15 protein-coding genes, 1 tRNA gene and 1 other RNA gene are annotated in these 16,231 nt (G+C 44.5%); 5 read left to right on the top strand and 12 right to left on the bottom strand.

The window, feature by feature from the left end; translation table 11 throughout:
• The first annotated feature begins 192 nt into the window (after window positions 1-192).
• Window positions 193-2,721, top strand: a complete 2,529-nt coding sequence (locus PW252_RS10720; RefSeq protein WP_248049224.1) for a bifunctional 2',3'-cyclic-nucleotide 2'-phosphodiesterase/3'-nucleotidase — start codon at window positions 193-195, stop codon at window positions 2,719-2,721.
• 22 nt (window positions 2,722-2,743) lie between these two features.
• Window positions 2,744-3,265: a GNAT family N-acetyltransferase gene (locus PW252_RS10725; protein WP_248049223.1), complete on the top strand. Its 522-nt coding sequence runs from the start codon at window positions 2,744-2,746 to the stop codon at window positions 3,263-3,265.
• A gap of 26 nt (window positions 3,266-3,291) precedes the next feature.
• Here PW252_RS10725 and PW252_RS10730 read toward each other — a convergent pair whose 3' ends face one another.
• The 7 genes from PW252_RS10730 to PW252_RS10760 form a co-directional block, all read right to left on the bottom strand.
• On the bottom strand, window positions 3,292-4,008 hold the full coding sequence (locus PW252_RS10730; RefSeq protein WP_248049222.1) for a DUF554 domain-containing protein: 717 nt from the start codon (window positions 4,006-4,008) through the stop codon (window positions 3,292-3,294).
• A gap of 3 nt (window positions 4,009-4,011) precedes the next feature.
• Entirely contained in the window at window positions 4,012-4,758 is a 747-nt protein-coding gene (locus PW252_RS10735; RefSeq protein WP_248049221.1) for a 16S rRNA (uracil(1498)-N(3))-methyltransferase, read from the bottom strand.
• A gap of 1 nt (window position 4,759) precedes the next feature.
• Window positions 4,760-5,713 carry a 50S ribosomal protein L11 methyltransferase gene (gene prmA, locus PW252_RS10740; protein WP_248049220.1) on the bottom strand — a complete coding sequence of 318 codons (954 nt, stop codon included), beginning with the start codon at window positions 5,711-5,713 and terminating at the stop codon, window positions 4,760-4,762.
• 153 nt (window positions 5,714-5,866) lie between these two features.
• Window positions 5,867-6,952 (bottom strand): hypothetical protein, encoded by a 1,086-nt coding sequence (locus PW252_RS10745; RefSeq protein WP_248049219.1) that lies wholly within the window; start codon window positions 6,950-6,952, stop codon window positions 5,867-5,869.
• Window positions 6,939-8,429, bottom strand: coding sequence for an AAA family ATPase (locus tag PW252_RS10750; protein ID WP_248049218.1), 1,491 nt, complete (start codon window positions 8,427-8,429; stop codon window positions 6,939-6,941). Before PW252_RS10750 ends, PW252_RS10745 begins: the two co-directional genes overlap by 14 nt.
• A 6-nt stretch (window positions 8,430-8,435) precedes the next feature.
• Window positions 8,436-8,906, bottom strand: coding sequence for a DUF3013 family protein (locus PW252_RS10755; protein WP_024387820.1), 471 nt, complete (start codon window positions 8,904-8,906; stop codon window positions 8,436-8,438).
• Between the two features lie 111 nt (window positions 8,907-9,017).
• Window positions 9,018-9,347: a MazG nucleotide pyrophosphohydrolase domain-containing protein gene (locus PW252_RS10760; RefSeq protein ID WP_248049217.1), complete on the bottom strand. Its 330-nt coding sequence runs from the start codon at window positions 9,345-9,347 to the stop codon at window positions 9,018-9,020.
• Between the two features lie 69 nt (window positions 9,348-9,416).
• Between PW252_RS10760 and PW252_RS10765 the strand changes: the two genes are divergently transcribed.
• The 3 genes from PW252_RS10765 to PW252_RS10775 all read left to right on the top strand — a co-directional run bounded on the left by PW252_RS10765 (window position 9,417) and on the right by PW252_RS10775 (window position 11,045).
• Entirely contained in the window at window positions 9,417-10,700 is a 1,284-nt protein-coding gene (locus PW252_RS10765; protein WP_248049216.1) for a replication-associated recombination protein A, read from the top strand.
• A 71-nt stretch (window positions 10,701-10,771) separates the two neighbouring features.
• Window positions 10,772-10,965: non-coding RNA, 6S RNA (ssrS, locus tag PW252_RS10770), on the top strand.
• A gap of 7 nt (window positions 10,966-10,972) precedes the next feature.
• Window positions 10,973-11,045, top strand: a tRNA-Lys gene (locus PW252_RS10775).
• 98 nt (window positions 11,046-11,143) lie between these two features.
• On the opposite strand, the gene nrdG is transcribed toward PW252_RS10775, so the two are convergent.
• The 5 genes from nrdG to nrdD form a co-directional block, all read right to left on the bottom strand.
• Window positions 11,144-11,716, bottom strand: coding sequence for an anaerobic ribonucleoside-triphosphate reductase activating protein (gene nrdG / locus PW252_RS10780; RefSeq protein WP_248049215.1), 573 nt, complete (start codon window positions 11,714-11,716; stop codon window positions 11,144-11,146).
• Between the two features lie 15 nt (window positions 11,717-11,731).
• Complete coding sequence (locus PW252_RS10785; RefSeq protein ID WP_248049214.1) at window positions 11,732-12,223, bottom strand: GNAT family N-acetyltransferase; 492 nt, start codon at window positions 12,221-12,223, stop codon at window positions 11,732-11,734.
• 1 nt (window position 12,224) lies between these two features.
• On the bottom strand, window positions 12,225-13,571 hold the full coding sequence (locus tag PW252_RS10790; RefSeq protein WP_248049213.1) for a bifunctional metallophosphatase/5'-nucleotidase: 1,347 nt from the start codon (window positions 13,569-13,571) through the stop codon (window positions 12,225-12,227).
• 1 nt (window position 13,572) lies between these two features.
• On the bottom strand, window positions 13,573-13,707 hold the full coding sequence (locus tag PW252_RS10795; protein WP_014638808.1) for a hypothetical protein: 135 nt from the start codon (window positions 13,705-13,707) through the stop codon (window positions 13,573-13,575).
• Between the two features lie 315 nt (window positions 13,708-14,022).
• Window positions 14,023-16,194: an anaerobic ribonucleoside-triphosphate reductase gene (gene nrdD / locus PW252_RS10800; protein WP_248049212.1), complete on the bottom strand. Its 2,172-nt coding sequence runs from the start codon at window positions 16,192-16,194 to the stop codon at window positions 14,023-14,025.
• Window positions 16,195-16,231 lie beyond the last annotated feature (37 nt).

Here is a 16,231-nt window from a genome sequence, read left to right on the forward strand (position 1 = left end):
GTCCATACTATACCATTCCAAATGACGATAAACAAAGAAACATCAGCCAAACACCCTCTCAGCCATCGTTCGCTTTTCGTTGCATTTTCTGAAATTTTTTCTCTATTTTTCTTTTATTTTTCGCAAAAAGCCTTGCTGTTTTCGCTTTCAATCGGTATAATATTCTTGAGATTATATCAAATGGAGGTTCTCATGAAATTTCGTTTTAGTAAGTGTACTTTAGCCCTCAGCCTAGCTTTATTGGCTAGTACCAACACCGCCCTTGTGTCTGCCCAAGAAGCTAGCACAGATACTCCTGTTTTGAAGACTGAAACAGAAACCAGTAGCTCTGTAGCAACCAGCCAAGCCGAAGCAACGACTGGTGAGGTTGCCACACCGACAACTACCGAAACTACAGCCGGTGAGGCTGTCACGCCAACTACAGAAACAACTGACCAATCTGTTACACCAGTGACAGAAGAAACTGCTCCTATTGTAGAAACCAGCAATACTCCAGTTAACGACACAACAGCTAGCCTTGTTACAGCAACACGCGCAGTGTCTACTGAAACTACCACTCCAGTTGAAGGCCAGTCTGTCGATGTCCGTATCCTAGCAACAACGGACCTCCATACTAACTTAGTCAACTACGACTACTACCAAGACAAGCCTGTAGAAACCCTCGGTTTGGCAAAAACTGCTGTCCTAATCGAAGAGGCAAAAGCTGAGAATTCAAACATTGTACTTGTAGATAATGGTGATACCATCCAAGGAACACCGCTTGGAAACTACAAATCCATCATCGATCCAATCGAAGAAGGTGAGCAACATCCTATGTACGCTGCCTTGGACACGCTAGGCTTCGATGCTGGTACCCTTGGCAACCATGAATTCAACTACGGTTTAGACTATCTCCGCAAGGTGATTTCAACTGCTGGCATGCCTCTTCTTAATGCCAACGTTTTACATCCTACAACCAAAGACTTCCTCTACCAACCTTATACCATCATTGACAAGACTTTTACAGATACGACTGGCAAGGCTGTCAGCCTGAAAGTCGGTATCACAGGAATTGTTCCACCACAAATCCTCAACTGGGACAAGGCCTACTTGGAAGGTAAGGTCATCGTTCGCGATGCGGTTGAAGCAGTTCGCGATATCGTTCCTGTTATTCGTGAAAATGGAGCTGACATCGTTCTAGTTCTTTCTCACTCAGGTATCGGTGATGACCAGTATGAAGTCGGTGAGGAAAATGTCGGTTACCAAATCGCCAGCCTAGCTGGAGTTGATGCGGTCATCACAGGCCACTCCCACGCAGAATTCCCAGGAACAGCCGAAAAACCAAGCTCTTACGCTAAATATGCTGGCGTGGATGACACAAATGGTAAAATCAACGGTACCCCTGTGACCATGGCTGGAAAATACGGTGACCACCTCGGCGTTATCGACCTCAACTTGACCTACACAGACGGTAAATGGACCACAACTTCTAGCAAGGCAGCCATCCGCAAGATTGACACCAAGTCACCTGTGGCGGACAGTCGCATCATTGACCTTGCCAAAGAAGCTCACACTGAAACGATCAACTATGTTCGTCAGCAAGTCGGCGAAACAACGGCACCAATCAATAGCTTCTTTGCCCTTGTTCAAGATGACCCTTCAGTACAGATTGTAAACAATGCCCAAATCTGGTATGCCAAACAGCAACTAGCAGGAACGCCTGAAGCTGGCCTACCAATCCTTTCTGCAGCAGCGCCTTTCAAGGCTGGTACTCGTGGTGATGCAACTGCCTATACAGACATTCCTGCTGGGCCAATCGCCATCAAGAACGTAGCAGACCTTTACCTCTATGACAACGTTGTCGCTATCTTGAAAGTCAACGGTGCCCAACTCAGAGAATGGTTGGAAATGTCAGCAGGTCAGTTCAACCAAGTAGACCCAAGCTCTACAGAACCACAAAACCTGGTCAATACAGATTACCGGACTTATAACTTCGATGTCATTGACGGCGTAACCTATCAATACGACATCACCCAGCCAAACAAGTACGACCGTAGCGGTAAGGTAGTCAATGAAACAGCTAGCCGTGTCCGCAACCTTCAGTACAATGGACAGGCTGTCACAGATGAGCAAGAATTCATCGTTGTGACCAACAACTATCGTGCTAGCGGTACCTTCCCAGGTGTCAAAGATGCCTCTGTCAACTACTTGCTCAACCTAGAAAACCGCCAAGCTATCATCAACTATATCATCTCTGAGAAGGTTATCAACCCAACAGCAGATAATAACTGGACCTTCACTGATAGCATCAAAGGTTTAGACCTCCGCTTCTTGACTGCCGATCGTGCGAAAGACTTAGTGGCTAATCACGAAGGCCTGGTTTACCTCCAAGCTTCTACTACAAGCGAAGGATTTGGCGAATTCAAATTTGTCTACACTGAGCCAAAAGTCGTGACACCTCCAACTAACCAAACAGATACCAATACTAACTCAGCTACAGGTCAAACTGGTGTTCAAATTACACTGCCATCTGGTCAGGTTATTACCCTTCCAGCTGAAAAAACAACAGCACCCGCACCAAAACACAAACTTGCTACTACAGCTAAGTCAAGCACCTCCTCCTCAACAAATCAAACAGGGCAAAAAACACTCCCTGCAACTGGTGAGGCAAGTTCTATGTTTAGCCTGATTGGCATCAGTTTGATGGGCCTTGTCGGTGCTTTCCGCAAGAAAAAAGAATAATAAAAGCATGTAAGAGGAAACCATGTTTCAAACCTTTCCTACTCTAAAATCTACCTCCTTCCAACTTCGGAAAATCGAGGAAACAGACCTAGATGACCTGTGGGAAATCTATTCCAATCCCATTCACTTTCAGATGACACCCAACACTTCCACTCAAAACAAAGAAACCCTCCGAAAACGCATCGGGCATTTCCAGAGGGATTTCAATAAGAAGAAATGCTTATTCTTGGGCTTGGAACATCAAGGGAGATTGATTGGCGTTTTGGAAGTTTTCGACTACAAGAAACGGTCTGCATCGATAACCATTGGCTATCGGATTCATCATGCCTTCTGGAATCAGGGTCTAGCTAGTCAGGCAGTCAGCCTGCTCTGCCATTTCCTAATAGAAGAATGTCAGATAAAAGCAATCATTGCCTTTGTCCTGCCAGAAAACCGAGCCTCTCAGAAGGTGCTACTGAAAAATGGTTTTCAACAGAGTGGGCAAATCGAGGAGGTCTGGAAGGGCTTGGGGCAAGTCAGTCTGTTAGAATTTGAACGAAAATAGCAAAAACCAGGAAATCCTGGTTTTTCTTATGCAAAGTAGCTCCAAATAACCGCGATAAGAATAGCAGGCAACATATTGGCCACGCGAATCTTTTTGTCCCAGATGATATTGACACCGACGCAGAAGATGAGGGCGGAGCCGATAAAGGAAAGGTTGGCAAGCGCCTGAGCTGTCATCAACGGCTCAATCAAACGTGCCAAGAGGGTAATAAACCCTTGAAAGAGAAAGACTGGCACTGCTGAAAAGCCTGCTCCCTTGCCCAAACTCGAGGTCATAATCAAAATGATAATAAAGTCCAAAATACTCTTAACGGCCAACAAGCGATAATCACCCGTCAATCCATCTTGGATGGCTCCTAGTATGGCCATAGCACCGATACAAACGGTCAAAGAAGCTGTCAGGAAAGCATCTAAGAATCGCCCATCTTGACTGTTTCCTGATTTTTCACGGAGCCAAACACCCAGCCTTTCAAACCAGCCTTCGATATGGAGTACTTCCCCAATCAAGGTCCCCAAGGACAGACTAAGGACCAAAAGCATGCTATTTTGACTTTTGAGTTGACCATCAACTACTGTCAGCAGTCCTTCTAAACTACCTGAGATTCCTAGAAATAAGACAGCTAGCCCGCTCGCCACCGTTAAACCTGATTGATGGCGTTCTTCCAGCAAGTGACCAAACCAAGACCCTAGCACACCTGCTAGGGCGATGGCCACCGTATTGATAATGGTTCCTAAGGCAAACATGTGTTACCTCAACAATTCCGTCGCGTAGCTAATAGCAGAAAGGGCGTAGAGTGGAGCCGTTTCTGCTCGGAGGATGCGAGGACCCAGACCAGTCTTGACCGCTCCTGCTCCTTCGAAAGCAGCTACTTCCTCAGGCGACACGCCGCCTTCTGGACCGACGATGACCAGAACTGATTGTCCAGCTTCTAAGCCAGACAAGATTTTCACCAGATTGGCTTGTTCGCCTTCTTTGGCAGCTTCTTCGTAGGCTAAAATAATCTGGTCAAAGCCTGCCAACTGAGCTAGGAAATCCGATTTTTTCTCAAACAAGCGAACAGCTGGAATGCGATTGCGTTTGCTTTGCTCGGCTGCGCCTTGGGCGATTTTTTCTAGCTTTTCTGCTTTTTTGGCTAATTTTTTGCCGTCCCATTTGACCACAGACCAATCCGCTGGGAAGGCCCAGAGGGCTGTCATACCTAACTCCGTTGCCTTTTGAGCGACAAATTCGAGCTTATCTCCCTTAGGAAAGCCCATGGCAATAGTAACGGAGACAGGTAATTCGACATTATCTGTCAGTTCTTCGATGATTTCAACAGATTGGTTCTGGCTATCTACCACGCGCGCCAAGCGTTTGATACCATCGTCAAAGACCAGGACAATCTGATTATCTGCCTGTAAGCGCATGACAGAAAACATATGCTTGGCAGTGTCCTTATCGCTTATCTGGAAAATGCCTTGCGGTGCTCTGCCATTGACAAAATACTGCTGCATCCTAGCCTCCAATCACACCTGAGCGGTCAGCTGTTTTCTTGAAGACGCAGCAATTCCACTCGCCCTGAATCATGTGGGTCTCGAGGAAGAAGCCAGCCGCTTCCGCAGATGCTCGCACCATGTCCCACTTGTCCGCGATGATACCGCTCATAATCAGGTAGCCTTCGTCCTTAACCAGACGGTAGGCATCCTCAGTCAGATGGATGAGAATATCCGCCAAGATGTTGGCAACGATAACTTCTGCTTCAATGTCAACGCCACGAAGTAAATCGCCTGCCGCGACATGAATATTGCTAGTATTGGCATTGAGGTCGATATTTTCCTGGGCCACACGCACCGCCACCTCGTCCAAGTCATAAGCGTAAATCTCCTTAGCACCCAAGAGAGAGCTAGCAATGGAAAGGACGCCTGAGCCTGTGCCGACGTCGATGACTGTCTCGCCACCACGAAGGACCTGAGAAAGAGCAAAGAGGCTCATCTTGGTCGTCGGGTGAGTTCCTGTACCGAAAGCCATGCCTGGATCCAAGCGGATAATTTTCTCACCAGCTGTCGCCTCGTAGTCCGTCCAAGACGGCACAATGGTCAAGTCGTGGGTAATGCGGGCTGGCTCATAGTACTTCTTCCAGTTGTCCGCCCAGTCTTCCTCTGCCAATTCCTGACTTTCTAGGCTAATCTGACCTGTTTCGAAGCCAAAGCCTGTCAAATCCGCCAAGCGAGTCGCCAAGTCTGCCTTAACTTCCTCAATATCCACAGTATCAGGATAGTAAGCCGTAATCGCAATCATATCTGACTGCTCTACCTCGGGATAGAGCTCACCGAAACGGTCCTCCTGCCCCACATAGTCAGCTGAGTCGCTAATGGCCACCCCCTGACTGCCCGTTTCAATCATGAGATTTGAAACTGCTTCTTCTGCATCACGATGCACGTGAATCGTTAATTCTTGCCATGAGTTCATAAATAAGATACAAAGGGACGTTTCGCTTGCGAAAATTTTCGTAGAAAAATAGGAAAACTAACGACGATGTTCGCGTCTAGGCAGTTTTATCTTTTTCCTAGAAAATTAGTCCCGTGGTCAGTTAAATGGATTTACTGAACATTTCCTTTCATTTTATTGGGGATTATTTAAAATTTCATAAACTTTAATATCTTTCGTTTTTTCAACTAAATATTGAAGCTTCGACCGCCTATATTTCCTATAAACTTCCGGTTTGTCTTTTTTTTCAAGTTCCCTAACTTTATCTATTAAGGAACATTGAATAATACCTTCAATATCCGCTCTTCTTTTTTGGGGCAAACTACAGACACTTTTGTTTACTTTATTATAAAAATCACTAATATCACTTTCTGTAAAGAGAATTATCTCTGATTCATTAAACCTCTTTTTTAATTTAAATAGATTAATCAGATTATTAACTCTCGTTTCATCTAAGCTCGATAAACCTTCCCGTGGTCTTACATTGCATAGAATCTGATCTTGATCTACCGTTAGACCGATACCTTCAAGATATTCTTTAACTTCTTTATATGTGTTCTCTCCACTAGAAATAAATTCAAATTCAATATAATCTTCAAGTGGACCATTGCTACACTCATTTGGAATAATAATCGGAATAGCTGGAATGGAGTCTCCCTTGTACGTTTTACTATTGCAAGTTCTGCAAATCGGTGTAAAGTTCTTTCTAGAAATTGATAATACTGGAAAAATTGACCGAGGTAAAAAATGATCCTTTTCAAAATGTCCATCTAATTGTGCCTGACAAATTGGACATTTAAATTTATCTTTTGTTGAATTTATCTCTTGTAATAATAGCTGCAAATCTACATACTCTTTAAGCCACTTAGTATCAAAGCAATCATACAACTCATATATACTTTCATACAAAACATTGTAATCACTTTTTCTTCTATAATAGTTATAGAAAAAATTAGAATCATTGACAATAAAATTGTTGATTTGTGAAGATTCGACTAAGAAACTATGATAATTATTTAAAATTATATCAAACTGAGCCTTTGCAAACTTTACTGGTGATTTCTTTCTATAGGCATTCTTATTCAAATCCTTAACAATTTTTCTTATTTTACGGGATTTTCCATAAGCTGTTTTTAATAACTCTGTATCAGCAAGATTTACATTTCCTAAGCTGACACTCAAGATCTCTTGCATTAATAAATCTTCTTTATTCTGAACCAAATCGCTCTCTCTCAATCTCTTCTATTTTTTGACGTACAATTTCTTTATTCGCTTCCGTAGAAAGTGTCAACATTAGTTCCAACTTTTCAGATGAATCAGCAAGATTTGAGAGTAATTTTAGCGATTCTAGGAAATTATTCTGACTTTTTTTTACAATCAAATCTTTATATTCTTGGAAAACAATATTATCTTCTAACCCTATATCGAAAACATCAGATAGAATTGAATTCACTGTTGCTCCTAAAGTTTGATTTTCTTCATACTCGAATAAAATTCTGTCATCTTTTGATTTCTTTATTTTTATAATATCTTCTCTTTTTACACTTCCAACCACAAAAGGAGATTGCGAAGCAATTATAAAGTGACAACTCTTGTTTTTAAAAAGATTTTTTAATAAATTTACAAATTCAAAAACCCACTTAGGATTCAAAAATGTTTCTGGTTCATCTATTAAAACCAATGAATTATCGGTGATATTGACCGCTAATTCTAACAATCTTGTAAAGAAGGCAAACTCTCCTGAACTAAATTGTGTTATCAATTTACTATCATTACCGTTAAAAAATGCCAAATCATCAACAAATCCTATTTCCAACTCCTTAGCTATATTATAGTCGATTCTTAACAATTCCTTAGCAGTTTCGAAACCCACCTCAAAGTACTGTTCATAAATATCAATTAATTCGCTGAGATTATATATATTTTGATTCTTCATGGAGTACTGGTACTTTTGTCGATGGTACATTAGCATAGACTTAACTGTCAACAGCGATAAGTAGCAATATTTTCTATCAAGAGAGTCTAAATAATCAAACTTATTCTTATATTTTTGAAACTGATTATATACAGACGATTTATTAAAATTAGTCAATTTTTTCTCAAAAATTTCAATATTCTCTAGTGGTAATATTTTCTTTCGTTCTTGAATGTTGGTCCGTAACACAGAAGGTCTATCTAATTTTAAGTTCCTTACTCTTTTTATTAAAATATCATACTTAAGGCTAGTAATCCCTCTAACACTTATTCTTGGTTCTGATTCTAAACCAAGTATCTTTCCAACATGTTTCAAAACCTCTAGAATTTTTTGTTCTTCACCATTATTTAATTTTTGTTCAAAATAGATCTGTGATACCTGTTTTACAATGCTTTTGGAGTTAAAATTCGTCCTATAATAATCATATTTTTCACTAAAAACTGATAATTCCCGGTTAAATAAAGTATAGGTTGAAAAAATTATTTTCTCAATTTTACCAGAGTAATTAACATTTTGAATACATTCCTCAGATCGAAACAATGAGCCTTCTGCAAGAATGTTTTTTATTATTCCTTCAAAGATTCTAGTTTTACCAACACCGTTTTCACCAATAAAAACAGTGTAATAATTTGAATCATCTACAGTATTTATTGACCTAATTTCTACTTCTTTATAACTTTCTTTTTTTCTTAAATCTTTAAATGTAAATGTTTCTAATTTCATATCTTCCTAATACCTCGGATATGGGTAAAATTCCCCTTCCACCAGGTCTGCTCTGCCTTTTTCAAAAGCCTCTCCGTCCCAAGCAATCGCAAATTCTTGGGCCTCTGGGTCCGCCAAAAAGTCCATGAGGTCATCTAGGCCTTGGTCGGCGGTATCTTTGAGAAAACCTGCGAAGTAGGTCAGAAACTCTGCTGAAAAGCCCTTCTTGGCGTCAAATGGCAGAGCGACCAGGTAGTCTTCCTCATCAAAGCGAGACTTGTCCTGATTGTAGAAAAGGACATACTCCTCCAAGAAAATATCCTCCGCAGAGGCATTGCCTTCGTCGTCCACCGTTTCAATCCCAGCCGCATTTTGCGCTTCCAAGATAAAAGCCAACTCAACAGCGTGATTCTTCTTGTCCCAGTTGAGTTCATAATCGTAAGTAAAATGTTTGTCCAGTGCTGCTTCCAGCACATCTAAAAAGCCATGTTTCGCCATTCTATTTCCTCTTTTCTATATAGTCTTTTAGTTTACTTTTAGTACTAGGCAACGAGCTGTAGGCTGTACTGAAGTACGGCAAAGCGAGTTAACGACGTAATAAAAGAAAAACTAAATGACGATAAATTCCAATAAATTTATTTCTCGACCATATTTGACGGAAGCCTGCTTGTCTTTCTCCAAAATGGACTTGGTTAAATCTAGTTGATTCACCGCTGCTAAGGCTACAGCATAGTGAATAACGTCAGCTAATTCTTCTGCCAAACGAGCAGAGCTGTCGTCTTCGCTATCCATCATCTTGCGGCCTGCACGTTGATTCAGTAGCTCTGCCACTTCACCGATTTCTTCCATTAATTTCATAAAGAGACTTTGCTCGGGAACTGTCGTCCCATAGTGGTCACGCAAGTATTCTTCCAAAACACTCACCGTCAACTCCGCCATCTTCGTTTCTCTCCAAATCCTAAAATTGTAGTATAATGATTATACCATAAATGTACTGAAAGGAAGCCTATGCCAGCCAATCTCGCCCTTCGTATGCGGCCAAAATCCATTGATGAGGTCATCGGTCAGGAACACTTGGTCGGTCCTGGAAAGATTATCCGTCGCATGATTGATGCCAATATGCTGTCGTCCATGATTCTCTATGGTCCGCCAGGAATTGGCAAGACCTCGATTGCCTCTGCTATTGCTGGCACGACCAAGTATGCCTTTCGGACTTTTAATGCCACGACCGACAACCAAAAACGCCTGCAGGAAATCGCTGAAGAAGCCAAGTTTTCTGGTGGCCTGGTCCTCATGCTCGATGAGATTCACCGCCTCAACAAGACCAAACAGGACTTTCTGCTTCCTCTTTTGGAAAATGGCAATATCATCATGATTGGGGCAACGACGGAAAATCCCTTCTTCTCAATTCTGCCTGCCATTCGTAGTCGGGTGCAGATTTTTGAATTGCATCCTTTGCAAACCAGCCACATCCGACAAGCCTTGGAACTGGCTCTGACAGACAGCGAACGCGGTTTTGACTTCCCCGTCACCATTGAGCCTGAGGCCCTGGACTTCCTAGCCAATGCTACCAACGGTGACCTGCGTGCCGCTTACAATTCGCTAGAACTGGCTGTGCTTTCGACCAAGGAAAGTGACGACGGTAGCCGCCACATTGACCTGGACGCCGTGGAAAATAGCCTACAGAAATCCTACATCAGCATGGATAAGAACGGTGATGCCCATTACGACATCCTCTCCGCCCTGCAAAAATCTATTCGGGGTAGCGATGTCAATGCCAGCCTCCACTACGCCGCTCGTTTGATTGAGGCGGAAGACCTACCTAGTCTGGCCCGTCGCTTGACAGTCATCGCCTACGAAGACATCGGCTTGGCCAATCCAGAGGCACAAATTCATACGGTGACCGCCCTTGAAGCTGCCCAGAAAATCGGCTTTCCAGAGGCACGGATTTTGATTGCCAATGTGGTCGTTGATTTGGCCCTTTCTCCCAAGTCCAATTCTGCCTATCTGGCTATGGATGCAGCTCTGGCTGATTTACGGAAAAATGGTCACCTGCCCATTCCAAATCATCTGCGGGACGGTCACTATGCCGGCAGTAAGGAGCTGGGAAATGCCATTGGCTACCAGTATCCCCATGCCTATCCTGAAAAATGGGTGGACCAGCAATACCTGCCCGATAAGTTACTGGCTGCGGACTACTTCACCGCCAACGACACCGGCAAATACGAGCGGGCCTTGGGCATGACCCAAGAAAAAATCAAGCAACTAAAACAAAACAAGAAAAAAAGTTGATAACGTTTTCATTTTTTGCCGATTTTCTCTTGATTTTTTTAAAAAATGTGGTAATATTAAATCATAAATAAGAACTGCTGTGGTATACGAATTCATACCTATGTGTTGACCGACTATTTTTGTATTACTAGGGAGACAAAGATCTTTTGGCAGTATGCAGGCTGGTACACCCAGAAGCAACTAAGTCAGAAACACGTCACCCACCTGCTTCTAGCGTGCGGGATCAATACAATTCATGAATAACCGGTACCAATACAGCATTTTTATTTTGCCCTTCCTTAGCTCAGCTGGCAGAGCAGCGGACTCTTAATCCGTGGGTCGTAGGTTCGATCCCTACAGGGAGGATTGGTTGATATGAGGAAAGTCTTGATTTATCAAGGCTTTTTCTTGTTTTTAGAGAGAATTTGGTCAAAAAATAGGCCCGTACACGAGAACTGTGCGGGTCATTTTTGTAATTTATCCCATAAAATTACTCGATTTTCCTGCAATGACTGCTGGACATCAATAATGCGTTGGTTGGAAGAGCCTCGAAACTGCAACATAAGATTGCGTTTGCTTTTGTCATAGCGACCGTCTACGAGAATGTCCAACTGGCTGAGCAACTCCAGCTTGTCTGACGTTTCCAGCATCAATTCTTCCCATGTGTAGCCTGTCCAGGACCAAATGTCCTTGTCTGGCAATTCCGTCCGAACCCGCTTGACGAGAGGGAGGACGGTCCCTGTATTGAGAAAGGGCTCTCCGCCCAAGAGGGTCAGCCCCTGCACATAGGGTTGGGACAAGTCTGCTAAGATGCGGTCTTCCAGCTCCTTGGTATAGGGAATGCCGGCCTTGAAGGACCAGGTGGCGACGTTGTAACAACCAGGACAGTGAAAGAGGCAGCCGCTGACATAGAGGGAGCACCGCACGCCTTCGCCATCCACAAAATTAAAGGCCTTGTAGTCCATAATCCGTCCCTGACTGAGTTCTTCACTCTTCCACTCGCCTGGCTTGGGATTGTTCCAAGTCTGTTCCGTCATAGCTGCCTCCTTCTCTTAGTCAATCCAGTAACGCTCTACTCCTTCTCTGATATCTTCTAAGCTACCACCACATGCTACAATCGTTTTGCGACTAGCCTCATTGTCTGTCGAGCAGGTCACGAGAACCTTGGTGATATTTTTACTAGCCGCCTCCTGCAAACCAAGTCGCAGCTGGCCCTTGGCATAGCCCTTTCCTCGCTCGGTTGGGCGAATGGAATATCCGATATGACCGCCTTTATTGAGCAGGAAATCGTTGAGCCGTAGGCGTAGACTGAGAAAACCAAGGGCTCGACCAGTCTGGTCAAATGACACATATTGAATAGAGGGAACAAAACCTTCTGGCAGGTTGATGCCTGCCTCATAGTCTTGGTTTCTCAAAATCCAGTCTGCAAAGTCCACATCTTTGGAGATAAACCCTCCGTCCATAGCAGATCCTGCCGTTTCAAACTCCGCTAGCATACCCAAAACCGTTTCCTTATCCGCTATAGTCGGTCTTCTTAATTCCATTCTAGCCTCCATATTGTCTTTTGAAAAATTCGCTGATGATGTCTATATCCAGTCCCAAGTCCTGCACAATTTCTGCCTTGTGGAAATCGTCATAGTTGTCCTTGCCGCTCCAAACAAAAGAATTGGTCACAATCTGATAAACCCTATCTGGCTCGACAGCTCTGCCATTGACCAAAAGATCCTCACCGTCTGGGACAATGCCCCACATCTGAGGGTGGAGGCCTGTCTTGAGGCTAGCCACCAAATCGCTGCCCCTGATAGCAACCAAGAGCACATGCTTAGAAAAGGGCAGGACCTTGACCAAGTCCGAATAGTAAATCGGTCCCGCCGACAAGGAAGCCCGAATGCCGAAGCCGTTGATGACCGCACCGTCCGCCTGCAAGCCCAGCTGGCCAGCCCGCTCAAAGAGAGCCTGACAGATGACAGGAGCTAGACTGGACACGCCTTGACGAATGCTCTCTCGCTCCCCGTCTAGTGCCTGTGGCAGAACCGCTATCGGTTGGGAAAAAGCTGCGTCCCGTTCCGACCTCATCTGATCGATAATGGCCTTAACCGCCCTGTCTTCTTGGGTCAGTTGCTCCACCTCAATCAAGTCATAAGCCAGGACCTCGTGCCGTCCATCTGCAAAACACCGCAGGGACAGATGTCCGACAAAGCGACCGTATTGACCAGCCTGGCAAATGCTGACGCCGCCTACCTGACTGGGTTCTCTCAAAATCGTGTGGGTGTGTCCGCCCAAGATGACATTGACTTCTGGAAAGTCCTTGGCCAAGGCAAGATCTTCATCGTATCCTAGATGACTGAGTAAAACCAGATGAGCCTGAGGATTGGCCTTCATAATCTGGTCCACCAGACGTCGTAGAGCCTTCCGAGGATCCTCAAAGAGCACCTTGTCTGACGGCGAGGCAACCTCCTGGGTTTCCAAGGTAGTCAAACCGAGAACATAGAGAGGCTTTCCATTCATATCAAACTCGAGGACATCCTCCAGCGGCACCAATTCATCCGCCGCCTCCTCGTCACGGTAACGAAGATTGGAGGACACAATTGGAAACTGGGCAAAGTCATCCAAGCGACTGAGCAATTCATCTCCGTGGTCAAATTCATGATTGCCCAAGGTCATGGCCTGGCAACCGATTCGGTTCATCAACTCGATTTCCTTGATTCCACGGTACATATTGAAAAAGATATTGCCCGAAAACAGATCCCCACTGTCAAAGACAAAGGTCGGTACTCCCTCTTTTTCATTCCTAGCCCGAATATCCGCAATCAGCTGGGCTTTCTTTGGAAAATTCTCCATGTAAGAATGCATATCATTAGTATGGAGAATGCTGATATCTGTAAAATTCATACTATTTTTTCTTATTCTTGGCTTGCTTGAGCAATTCCTGCACACGCGCCTTCTTGTCCTGCTTCACATTGGAATTCTTCTCGTGATAGCGTGCCACCAAGGCCTTGCCCTTGTCGTCTAGTTGGTATTTTCCCATTGATTTTCTCCTTTTTATGTAGTCGTTCAGTTTACTTTTAGTACTCGCTTCAAAGGTTTGGGGAACCTTTGAAGACTGGAAATAGGGCGAACTGCGTTCGCCTCAAAAGCTGTAGGCAGTACTGGCGTACGGCAAAGCGAGTTCAAATAATCGTGGATTATTTGAAGTTGGAAATAAGGAAACGAAGTTTCCTCATACGTCGACGTAATAAAAGATAAACTGGATGACGATGAAATAGCAGAGCTATTACATTTTCTCTCTATTATAACAAACTTCCGTAGTTCTTCAAAACCACGGAAGTCCTCATGTCCTTCTTTATAAACTAGACCCATTCATGTGTTTGACACGGGAAATAATTTCCTTGTGGCGGCCATTGACCATGGGTCTGGCCTGCGGATTGCCTAGGTAACCACAGGTCCGCTTGACAACATCAACTGTTTTTGGGTCGCTATTGCCACAGTTTGGACACTTGAAGCCACGCTCCGTTGGCTCAAAATCCCCCTCAAAATCACAGGCATAGCAATGGTCGATCGGGGTATTGGTCCCCAGATAACCGACACGGTCATAGGCATAGTCCCAAACAGCCTCCAAGGCCTTGGGATTTTGTTGCAAAACAGGATATTCGCAGTAGTGGATAAATCCACCGCTGGCACCCGCCTCCACATAGACCTTTTCAAAATCCAGTTTTTCAAAAGGAGTGGGATTTTTCCGCACATCGTAGTGGAAGGAATTGGTGTAATACTGCTTGTCGGTGATATTTTCCACCAAGCCAAACTTGTCCGTATCCATTCGACAGAAGCGGTCCGTCAGGCTTTCAGAGGGGGTTGAATAAACAGAGAAATGATAGCCATATTGGTCAGACCAAGCCTCTGTCAATTCCTTCATCCGTTTGATAATAGCAATCGTGAACTCCTTGGCTTCTGGATTGGCCTCCCAGTGACCACCGTAGAAAACTGCTGCTACTTCATAAAGTCCGATATAACCCAGCGAAATGGTCGCTCTGCGATTTTTAAAGACCTCATCCACCGCATCGGTCTTGGCAAGCCGTTTGCCAAAAGCCCCGTACTGATACAAAATCGGTGCATTGGCCGGTGTCGCCTCCTTGACCCGCTCCACACGGTAGACCAGGGCATCCTTGGCAATAGCCATGCGTTCTGCAAAGATTTCCCAGAATTTTTCCTGACTGCCACCACTTTCAAGGGCAATCCGTGGCAGATTGACGGTCACGACACCCAAGTTCATCCGCCCAGATGTCACATCCTGACCGTTTTCATCCTGCCAACCTTGTAAGAAGGAACGGCAACCCATTGGCACTTTGAAGGAACCCGTCAACTCAACAATCTTGTCATAAGACAGCATATCTGGATACATCCGCTTGGTTGCACATTCCACCGCCAGCTGCTTGATGTCGTAGTTAGGGGAATCCGGCTCCAAGTTCAAGCCTCGCTTAACTGTGAAAATCAGCTTGGGAAAAATGGCCGTCCGACCTTCGCGTCCCAGACCCTTGATACGAATGTTCAAAATGGCCTTTTGAATTTCCCGTTCAAACCAGGAAGTTCCCAGACCAAAGCCCAGCGATGTAAAAGGCGTTTGACCATTAGAAGTAAAAAGGGTGTTAATCTCATACTCCAAGGACTGCATGGCATCGTAGATATCCTTTTGCGTTTTGGCAAGGGCATAGTCTTCCTGCTTGTCTGGCAAAACCCATTCTTTCGCTTCCTTCAAATGCTTCTGATAATTGAGTTCCGCATAGGGAGCCAACACCTCATCGATGCGGTCTGCCGAGCAGCCCCCGTACTGACTAGAGGACACATTGGCAATAATCTGCGAAATCTGTGCCGTAGCCGTCTGAATCGACTTGGGACTTTCCACATCCGCATTCCCAATCTTAAAGCCCTGAGCCAACATCCCCTTGAAATCAATCAAGCAACAGTTGGTCATGGGGGTATAAGGGTTGTAATCCAAGTCGTGGTAATGAATGTCACCTTTTTGGTGGGCATTGGCCACATGGGCTGGCAAGAGCTTGAGCCCGATAGATTTTCCGACAATACCCGCTGTCAAATCCCGCTGGGTGTTGAAAACATCCGCATCCTTGTTGGCATTTTCATTAACCAAAGCCTGATCCTTGCTCAGCAACTTGTGGATTTCAAAGTTAATGTCCGTCGCCTGATGACGCCGAAAATCCCGCTGGGTCCGGTACTGGATATAGCGCTCTGCCAGCTCATACAAATGAGCCTTGAGCAACTCTTGCTCCACAATAGTCTGGATTTCATAAATCTGAATGTCATCTATAAAACGGCGGCCAATCTCTTGCAAGGTCGCTTCCAAGACCAGTTGCAGACCAGCCTCTGACACTGGGTGTTCCAATTCCTGATTGGCCCGCGAAAGAGCAGAAAAAATCTTTTGCTCATCAAAGGGCACAATCCGACCGTCCCGTTTCAAGACGACTAAACTCAGTTTTTCGACATCATTTTCTCGCACATTCATCTGACTGGCCTCCATTTTTTCACTGCTATTAGTGTAA

The organism is Streptococcus sp. 29887 (assembly GCF_032595075.1).
GTDB classification, from domain to species: domain Bacteria; phylum Bacillota; class Bacilli; order Lactobacillales; family Streptococcaceae; genus Streptococcus; species Streptococcus iners.

What these genes read in the sequence shown, in the direction of transcription:
- PW252_RS10730 (WP_248049222.1), bottom strand. Translation starts at nt 4,008, where the DNA reads ATGTTTGCCTTAGGAACCATTATCAATACGGTGGCCATCGCCCTAGCA.
- PW252_RS10750 (WP_248049218.1), bottom strand. Translation starts at nt 8,429, where the DNA reads ATGAAATTAGAAACATTTACATTTAAAGATTTAAGAAAAAAAGAAAGT.
- PW252_RS10795 (WP_014638808.1), bottom strand. Translation starts at nt 13,707, where the DNA reads ATGGGAAAATACCAACTAGACGACAAGGGCAAGGCCTTGGTGGCACGC.
- PW252_RS10765 (WP_248049216.1), top strand. Translation starts at nt 9,417, where the DNA reads ATGCCAGCCAATCTCGCCCTTCGTATGCGGCCAAAATCCATTGATGAG.
- PW252_RS10790 (WP_248049213.1), bottom strand. Translation starts at nt 13,571, where the DNA reads ATGAATTTTACAGATATCAGCATTCTCCATACTAATGATATGCATTCT.
- nrdG (WP_248049215.1), bottom strand. Translation starts at nt 11,716, where the DNA reads ATGACGGAACAGACTTGGAACAATCCCAAGCCAGGCGAGTGGAAGAGT.
- nrdD (WP_248049212.1), bottom strand. Translation starts at nt 16,194, where the DNA reads ATGAATGTGCGAGAAAATGATGTCGAAAAACTGAGTTTAGTCGTCTTG.
- prmA (WP_248049220.1), bottom strand. Translation starts at nt 5,713, where the DNA reads ATGAACTCATGGCAAGAATTAACGATTCACGTGCATCGTGATGCAGAA.
- PW252_RS10725 (WP_248049223.1), top strand. Translation starts at nt 2,744, where the DNA reads ATGTTTCAAACCTTTCCTACTCTAAAATCTACCTCCTTCCAACTTCGG.
- PW252_RS10720 (WP_248049224.1), top strand. Translation starts at nt 193, where the DNA reads ATGAAATTTCGTTTTAGTAAGTGTACTTTAGCCCTCAGCCTAGCTTTA.
- PW252_RS10760 (WP_248049217.1), bottom strand. Translation starts at nt 9,347, where the DNA reads ATGGCGGAGTTGACGGTGAGTGTTTTGGAAGAATACTTGCGTGACCAC.
- PW252_RS10755 (WP_024387820.1), bottom strand. Translation starts at nt 8,906, where the DNA reads ATGGCGAAACATGGCTTTTTAGATGTGCTGGAAGCAGCACTGGACAAA.
- PW252_RS10735 (WP_248049221.1), bottom strand. Translation starts at nt 4,758, where the DNA reads ATGCAGCAGTATTTTGTCAATGGCAGAGCACCGCAAGGCATTTTCCAG.
- PW252_RS10785 (WP_248049214.1), bottom strand. Translation starts at nt 12,223, where the DNA reads ATGGAATTAAGAAGACCGACTATAGCGGATAAGGAAACGGTTTTGGGT.